At 74.2% G+C, this 7,586-nt stretch carries 5 protein-coding genes and 1 pseudogene; all 6 read right to left on the reverse strand.

Translation table 11 applies throughout. From position 1 onward, the window contains the following. Window positions 1–136 precede the first annotated feature (136 nt). The gene (locus ACFV0G_RS14485; protein ID WP_380546459.1) at window positions 137–1,045 is read right to left on the reverse strand and encodes a glycoside hydrolase family 11 protein; all 909 of its coding nucleotides are present in this window, start codon (window positions 1,043–1,045) and stop codon (window positions 137–139) included. Window positions 1,046–1,476: 431 nt separating this feature from the next. Beyond that, the gene (locus ACFV0G_RS14490; protein WP_380546461.1) at window positions 1,477–2,685 is read right to left on the reverse strand and encodes a cation:proton antiporter; all 1,209 of its coding nucleotides are present in this window, start codon (window positions 2,683–2,685) and stop codon (window positions 1,477–1,479) included. A 198-nt stretch (window positions 2,686–2,883) separates the two neighbouring features. After that, window positions 2,884–3,993, reverse strand: a pseudogene (locus tag ACFV0G_RS14495) (acyl-CoA dehydrogenase family protein); the annotation flags it as partial. Then, window positions 3,990–5,165, reverse strand: coding sequence for an acyl-CoA dehydrogenase family protein (locus ACFV0G_RS14500; RefSeq protein WP_380546452.1), 1,176 nt, complete (start codon window positions 5,163–5,165; stop codon window positions 3,990–3,992). The gene ACFV0G_RS14500 and the pseudogene ACFV0G_RS14495, both read right to left, overlap by 4 nt. A 1-nt stretch (window position 5,166) precedes the next feature. Further along, complete coding sequence (locus ACFV0G_RS14505) at window positions 5,167–6,390, reverse strand: acyl-CoA dehydrogenase family protein (protein ID WP_380546454.1); 1,224 nt, start codon at window positions 6,388–6,390, stop codon at window positions 5,167–5,169. A 3-nt stretch (window positions 6,391–6,393) separates the two neighbouring features. Further along, window positions 6,394–7,422 (reverse strand): phosphotransferase family protein, encoded by a 1,029-nt coding sequence (locus tag ACFV0G_RS14510; protein ID WP_380546455.1) that lies wholly within the window; start codon window positions 7,420–7,422, stop codon window positions 6,394–6,396. Window positions 7,423–7,586: the final 164 nt, after the last annotated feature.

Below are 7,586 nucleotides of genomic sequence, written 5' to 3' on the forward strand. Positions count from 1 at the left end.
ATATCAACACCCCCACTCGCGTCGGCCGCGACAGTTGTGTATACGACACCGGGCCCCCCTGACCCCCTGCCACCCCCGCCCGCCCCCCCCCCCCCCCCCGGCGCGGTGGGGTGCTCCCGGTGTCAGGTGTCAGGTGTCAGGTGGCGGTGCAGGTGACGGTGGGCCAGGTCCAGGTGCCGTTGGTCTGGAGGGTGACGCCCCAGGTGTTGCCGTTGCCGTTGGGTTTGGCGGTCAGGACCTGGGCGCCGGGGTAGGCGGCGGTGATGTTCCAGGTGGAGGTGATCTTCTCGGGGGAGGGGACGTTCATGGTGACGGTCCAGTTGGTGGCGCCGGTGACCGTGACGTTGAGGTTGTAGCGGTCGCTCCACTGCTGGCCCGCGGAGAGCGTGGCGGTGCAACCGCTGCCGGCGCCGCCGCCGCCCGTGCCGCCGGAGCCGCCCCCGGACGAGGTGCCCAGCGTGATGTTGGAGTTCCCGCTGCTCTGGTAGCCCTCGGTCGCGAGGATCATGTAGTTGAAGGTGCCCAGATTCATCCCGTGGCTCGCCCAGGCGTCGAAGTGGTTGCCGGTGGTGATGGTGCCGCCGGTGCGCTTCGACTGCCGGACGCTCCAGTACTGGTTGAAGGTCGCGGTGCCCACGATGGAGGGGGCGTTGGTGCGGGTCGTCTCGTAGATGTCGTACGTGCCCCCGTCGCTGGTGACGGTGCCCTTGTAGGTGCCCGTGGGTTTGTAGGTGCCGTAGTTGTCGACGATGTAGTACTCGACCAGCGGGTTGGTCGTCCATCCGTAGAGCGACAGGTAGGCGTTGCCGGACGGGTTGAAGGTGCCCGAGTAGTTCACGCTCTGCCGTCCGCCGGTGCTCCAGCCCTTGCCGGCGACGAAGTTCCCGCTGTTGCTCCACGAGGTGCTGTAGTTGCCGCCGGATCCCAGGTTCATCGAGACCGACCCGCCGCCGTCGCTCCAGTACGAGTAGTAGTAGCCGTTGTTGGTGCCGGTCTGGTTCGAGGAGACGGTGGTGTCGGCGCTGGCGGTGCCGGGCGCGATCATCGCGGCCACGGCGACCAGGGCCAGCACGCAGGCGCTGCTGACGGCGGACCGCAGGTGGCCGGGCCGGCGGGGCGGACCGGCCCGACGGCGCTCCGCTCGGGCAGGGGACTCGTTCATGCGGGTGCTTCCTCCTGGTGGGATCGGCGGGGATCGGGCGGCCTGACACCGCCCGACGGCGCGCTCGGCGCCGGGACATGACAGCGCGTCAGCCGTGGCCGAGGACTGTCAACGGCGAACAGTGTTGATCCGGCCTGTCGGGGTGTCAACACTTTCGGCAGAAGCGGCGAAAGTATCGGCTCGCCCAAAAGGCTTGGCGGAGCTGACACTTGCTGGTCATCGGCCGGATGGAGGGGAAGGAATCGCCAGTCGTTGACGGGCGGTCAGAATGACAGACCGAGGCGTGGATCGGCGCCGCCGAAAACTTTCGAAGCCTATGGCTCGGCTCGGGAGGCCGTCAGCCGCTCCCGGGCCCGGGCGTACCGGGTGCTCAGCGGGCCGTAGGTCAGCCCGTGCAGGACGAGGCTCATCAGCACGGTCATGGTCATCACCTGGCCGACCAGGTCCGCGTCGTGCGGATCGTCCTGCGCCAGGGCGATGAAGGCGAGCAGGCCGAAGACGATCGAGGCCGGGCCGCGCGGACCCAGCCAGGCCAGCAGCAGCCGGTCGGCCCGGTCCAGGCCGCTGCCGACCAGGCCGAGCAGGACCGGTCCGGCCCGCACCACGGTGAGCGACAGCACCGCGTACGCCACCACCCGGCCGTCGAAGTCGCCGGTGAACGCCTGGGTGACCAGCTCCCCGAAGACGAACCAGAGTGCCAGCGACAGCAGCGTCCCGACGTCCTCCACCAGGTGCAGGGTCTGCGGCGGCAGCGCCCGGGCGGCCGGGGTGAAGAACAGGCCGGCCGTGAACGCCGCGATGAAGCCGTTGCCGTCGAGCACCAGCGCCAGCCCGTACGCGCCCAGTGGCAGGGCCAGGATCCCGAGCCGGACCGCTGCCGGGCCGGTCCAGCCGGCCCGCCAGGCCCCGCGCAGCAGCAGGCCGCCGGGCCGGCCCACCAGCACGCCGGCCAGCACCGCCCAGAGCAGTGCCGAGACCGCGTCGGCGAGCGACTCGCCGACGCTCTCCGGCGCCCCGCCGTGCGCCTCGACGGCGGCCAGGCAGAGCAGGAAGACCGGTGCGACGATGCCGTCGTTGAGCCCGCTCTCCACGGTCAGCACACCGCGCAGCCAGGCCGGCACCCGGGCGTCCCGGATCAGCTCCGCGGCCGGGGCGAGGTCGACGGGCACGGTCACCGCGGCGAACAGCGCCGCGAGCCACCACCCCCCGGAAGGGAACAGCAGGGCGCCGGCCAGCGTGCCGGCCACCAGGGTCAGCGGCAGCGCGACCGCGAGCAGCCGGGTCAGCAGCCTGCGCTGGCCTCGTACGACGCCGGCCGGCACCTGGGTCGCGTCGGTGAACAGCAGCACGGCGAGGATGATCTCGACGGCCCGCTCGGCGTCCGTGGTGGTCAGGGTGATCCGCACCAGCGGGTGCGGTCCGACGGTGAGCGCCACGCCCGCCGCGGTCATCGCGACCGGGGCGGTGATGCTCCAGCGCGCGAGCCGGCCGGCCACCAGGGCCCAGGCGAACAGCGTTCCCATGCTGACGACCAGCGCGACCACGCGCGCACCTGATCTTCCCCCGGTGCGCGACCGGACGGCGGCGAGCTGATCACCATCGTAGGCCGGGGCGGCCCGCCGGACGCCGCGCGCCGCCGCCCGCGTGTCCCGCCCCCCGGGTCGGCCGGGGAGGTGCGGACGGCGGCGCGGACGGCGGCGCGTGACGGAGGGTCCGCCGCCCGGCGCCGCCAGGTCGACCAGGTCGGCGAGCGCGCCGCGGTGGTGCCCCGGCGTGCCGAGCGCGATCTGGTCCGCCTTGGCCCGCTTGAGGTAGAGGTGCGCGGGGTGCTCCCAGGTCATCCCGATGCCGCCGTGCAGCTGCACGCACTCCTCGGCGGCCCGCACCGCGAGCGCCCCGCAGTGCGCCTGGGCGACGGCCACCGCGACCGGCGCGTCCGCGTCGCCGCGCGCGAGGGTGTCGGCCGCGTACCGGGCGGCCGCCCGCGCCCCGACCGTCTCCAGCCACAGGTCGGCCAGCCGGTGCTTGAGCGCCTGGAAGGAGCCGAGCGGGCGGGCGAACTGGGTCCGCTCCTTCAGGTACGCCACCGTGGTGGCCAGGCACCACTCGGCGATGCCCAGCTGCTCGGAGGCGAGCAGCCCGGCGCCGGTCAGCAGGGCCTGCTGCAGGGCGGCCCCGGCGTCGGCGCCCGTGGCCAGCCGCCGGCCCGGCACGCCGGTCAGCGTCACGTCGGCGATCGGCCGGGTGAGGTCCAGCGAGGTGCGCCGCACCACCGCGAGGCCGGCCGCGGCCGCCTCCACCGCGTAGAGCGCCGGTCCGTCGGGGCCGACCGCCGGCACCACGAGGACGTCGGCGGTCAGCGCGTCGGCGACCGAGGTGATCCGGCCGCCGAGGGTGCCGGCGCCGTCCACCCGGACGCCGGCCGGGAAGGCCGAACCGGGTGCGGCCGACAGCGGGACGGCCAGTGCCGCCGTCCGCACGCCCTCGGCCAGCGCGGGCAGCAGCGGATCGGCCGGGCAGGCCGCCAGCAGCGCCGTGGTGGCCAGCACCGCGCTGCCCAGGAACGGCACCGGCGCCGCACTGCGGCCCAGCTCCTCCAGGACGACGGCACTCTCGCGCAGCGAGGCACCCGCGCCGCCGGAGCCCTCCGGCACCTGCAGCCCGGCGGCGCCGAGGTCCGCGGCGAGCTTGCGCCACAGCGCCGGGTCGTACGGGGCCGGGCCCTCGCAGCGCGCCAGCACCGCGGCCGGGGTGCAGTGGTCGGCGAGCAGCGCCCGGACGCTGGCCCGGAGCTCCTCCTCGACCTCGGAGTACAGCAGGTCTGCGGTCATCGCGGCAGCTCCTTCCAGGGCACGTTCTTGTCGGCGCGCGGCTCGCCGGGCAGGCCGAGCACCCGCTCGGCGATGATGTTCCGCAGGATCTCGGAGGTGCCGCCCTCGATGGAGTTGCCCTTGGCCCGCAGGTAGCGGTAGCCGGCCTCGCGGCCGGTGAAGTCCACCAGCTCGGGCCGGCGCATCGTCCAGTCGTCGTACGCCAGGCCGTCCTCGCCGAGCAGTTCGACCTCCAGGCCGCTGAGCTCCTGGGCGAGGCGGGCGAAGGCGAGCTTCATCGCGGCGCCCTCCGGGCCGGGCTGGCCGAGGGCCAGCTGCTGGCGCAGCCGCTCGCCGGTGAGCCGGGCGACCTCGGCGTCCACCCAGCCCTTGAGCAGGCGCTGGTGGAGGTCGTGGGTGCGCAGTTCGGGCCGTTCGCGCCAGGCGGCGGCGACCACGCCGACCATGCCGGCCTCGCGCGGCGCGGCCTGGCCGCCGATGGCGACCCGCTCGTTGTTGAGGGTGGTCTGGGCGACCTGCCAGCCCTCGCCGACCGCGCCGAGCCGGTGCGCGTCGGGGATCCGCACGCCCGTCAGGAACACCTCGTTGAACTCGGCCTCGCCGGTGATCTGCCGCAGCGGGCGGACCTCCACCCCGGGGTCGGTCATGTCGCAGACGAAGTAGGTGATGCCCTGGTGCTTGGGCACGTCCGGGTCGGTGCGGGCGATCAGGATGGCCCAGCGGGCGGTGTGCGCGCTGGAGGTCCACACCTTCTGGCCGTCCACCACCCAGTCGTCGCCGTCGCGGACGGCGCGGGTGCCGAGCGCGGCGAGGTCGGAGCCGGCGCCGGGCTCGGAGAACAGCTGGCACCACACCTCCTCGCCGGTCCACAGCGGCCGCAGGAAGCGGCGCCGCTGCAGCTCGGTGCCGTACTTCAGGACGGTCGGCGCGGCCATGCCGAGCCCGATGCCGATCCGGCGGGGGTCGTTGTCGGGCGCCCCGGCGGCGGCGAGTTCGGCGTCCACCGCGGCCTGGAGGGTGCGCGGGGCGCCGAGGCCGCCGAGGCCCTCGGGGAAGTGCACCCAGGCGAGTCCGGCGTCGAAGCGGGCGCGCAGGAACTCCGTCCGGTCGGTGGTGGCGGGGTCGTGGTCGGCGAGCAGCCGGGCGACGCGGTCGCGGAGCTCGGACTCCATGTCAGCCCTCCTTCGTCTGGTAGCGCGCCAGCTCGCGGCGGGCGAGCGAGCGGCGGTGCACCTCGTCCGGGCCGTCGGCCAGGCGCAGGGTGCGGTTGCCGGCCCAGAGCTGGGCGAGCGGGGTGTCCTGGCTGACGCCGGCGGCACCGTGCGCCTGGACGGCCTTGTCGAGGATCCACTCGACGGTCTGCGGGACGATGATCTTGATGGCCTGGATCTCGGTGTGCGCACCGCGGTTGCCGACGGTGTCCATCAGCCAGGCGGTCTTCAGCACCAGCAGCCGGGCCTGCTCGATCCGCACCCGGGACTCGGCGATCCACTCCTGCACCACGCCCTGGTCGGCCAGCGGCCGGCCGAAGGCGACCCGCTCGGTGACCCGGCGGCACATCAGCTCCAGGGCCCGCTCGGCGATGCCGAGGGCGCGCATGCAGTGGTGGATGCGGCCCGGTCCGAGCCGGGCCTGGGCGATCGCGAAGCCGGAGCCCTCCTCGCCGATGAGGTTGGCGGCGGGCACCCGGACGTCCTCGAAGATCACCTCGGCGTGGCCGCCGTGGTCCTGGTCGTCGTAGCCGAAGACGGTCATGCCGCGCTTCACGGTGACCCCGGGGGTGTCGCGCGGCACCAGGATCATCGACTGCTGGCGGTGCTTGGCGGCGGTGGGGTCGGTCTTGCCCATGACGATGAAGATCCGGCAGTTCGGGTTCATCGCGCCGGTGATGTACCACTTGCGGCCGTTGACGACGTAGTCGTCGCCGTCCCGCTCGATCCGGGTGGTGATGTTGGAGGCGTCCGAGGAGGCGACCTCCGGCTCGGTCATCGCGAAGGCCGAGCGGATCTCGCCGGCGAGCAGCGGCTCCAGCCACTGCTTGCGCTGCTCGGCGCTGCCGAACTGGTCCAGCACCTCCATGTTGCCGGTGTCCGGGGCGGCGCAGTTGAGCGCGGCCGGGGCGAGCAGCACCGAGCGGCCGGTGATCTCGGCGAGCGGCGCGTACTGGAGGTTGGTGAGGCCGGCGCCGGACTCGCCGGGCAGGAAGAGGTTCCACAGGCCGCGCTCCCGTGCGGCGGCCTGGAGTTCGGCGACGACGGGCGGGATCGTCCACGGCTCGCGGGCCGGGTCGGCGAGCTGGGCGGCGAGCACCGGCTCGGCCGGGTGGACGTGCTCGTCCATGAAGGCGAGCAGTCGGGAGCGGAGCTCCTCGGTGCGGGTGTCGAAGGAGAAGTCCACGGGTCAGCGCTCCTTGAGTGCGGTGAGGCCGAACTGCACGAACAGCGGGACGAGTTCGCCGACCCGGTCGAAGCCGGCGCCGACCGTTCCGCCCTGGGTCCAGCGGTAGTGGATGCCCTCCAGGACGACCGCGAGCTTGAACGAGGCGAAGCCGGTGTACCAGCCGAGCGCGGAGACGTCCCGGCCGGAGCCGGCGGCGTAGCGGGCGACCAGCTCGGCGGCGCCGGGGAAGCCGGGGGCGAGCGCGGCGCCGGGCAGGACGCCGTTGAAGCGGCGGGCGAGCTCGGTGTACATCACGAGCAGGCCGAGGTCGGTGAGCGGGTCGCCGAGGGTGGACATCTCCCAGTCCAGCACGGCCCGGATCCGGTCGTCGCCGCCGACCAGGACGTTGTCCAGCCGGTAGTCGCCGTGCACCAGGGCGGGTGCGGGGGAGGCGGGCAGGGTGCGGGCGAGCTGCTCGTGCAGGTCGTCGATGCCGGCCACCTCGCGGCTGCGCGAGGCGTCCAGCTGCTTGCCCCAGCGGCGCAGCTGGCGCTCCAGGAAGCCCTCGGGGCGGCCGAAGGCGGCGAGCCCCACCTCGGCCGGGTCGACGGCGTGCAGGTCGACCAGGGTGTCGACGAGGTGCAGGCCGAGCGCGTGGACCCGCTCGGGGCCGAGGGCGGCCAGGGCGGCGGCGTCCCGGTGCGGGGTGCCGTCGACGTGCTCCATCAGGTAGAACGGCGCGCCGATCACCTCGGTGTCCTCGACCAGCAGCAGCGGCTTCGGCACCGGCACCCGGGTGGGGTGCAGAGCGGCGAGGACGGTGTACTCGCGGGTCATGTCGTGCGCGGTGGCGAGCACGTGGCCGAGCGGGGGGCGGCGCAGCACCCAGCGGGCGGTGCCGTCGTCCAGGAGGTAGGTCAGGTTGGACCGGCCGCCCTCGAAGAGCCGGGCGCCCAGCGGTCCGGTGACCGTGCCGGGCAGGTCCGCGTCGAGCCGCTCGCGCAGCCGTGCCAGGTCGAGACCGGGTGGGGTCTCGGGGGTGTCGCTCATGGGCCCTCGCCTCGGGAAGGACTGGTCGGACGGACAGCGCTGACTAAGCGCTTGCTTAGCTTCGTCGCCGGGCCCCCGCGTTGTCAACGGCCGCCGCACCGCCCCGGTGCGCCGCGAGCCGCCCCGGGCGGTGGGCCCCGGGCGGCTCGGTGGTGGTCGGCGGC

The sequence above is a fragment of the Kitasatospora sp. NPDC059571 genome (assembly GCF_042735675.1).
Lineage (GTDB): Bacteria > Actinomycetota > Actinomycetes > Streptomycetales > Streptomycetaceae > Kitasatospora.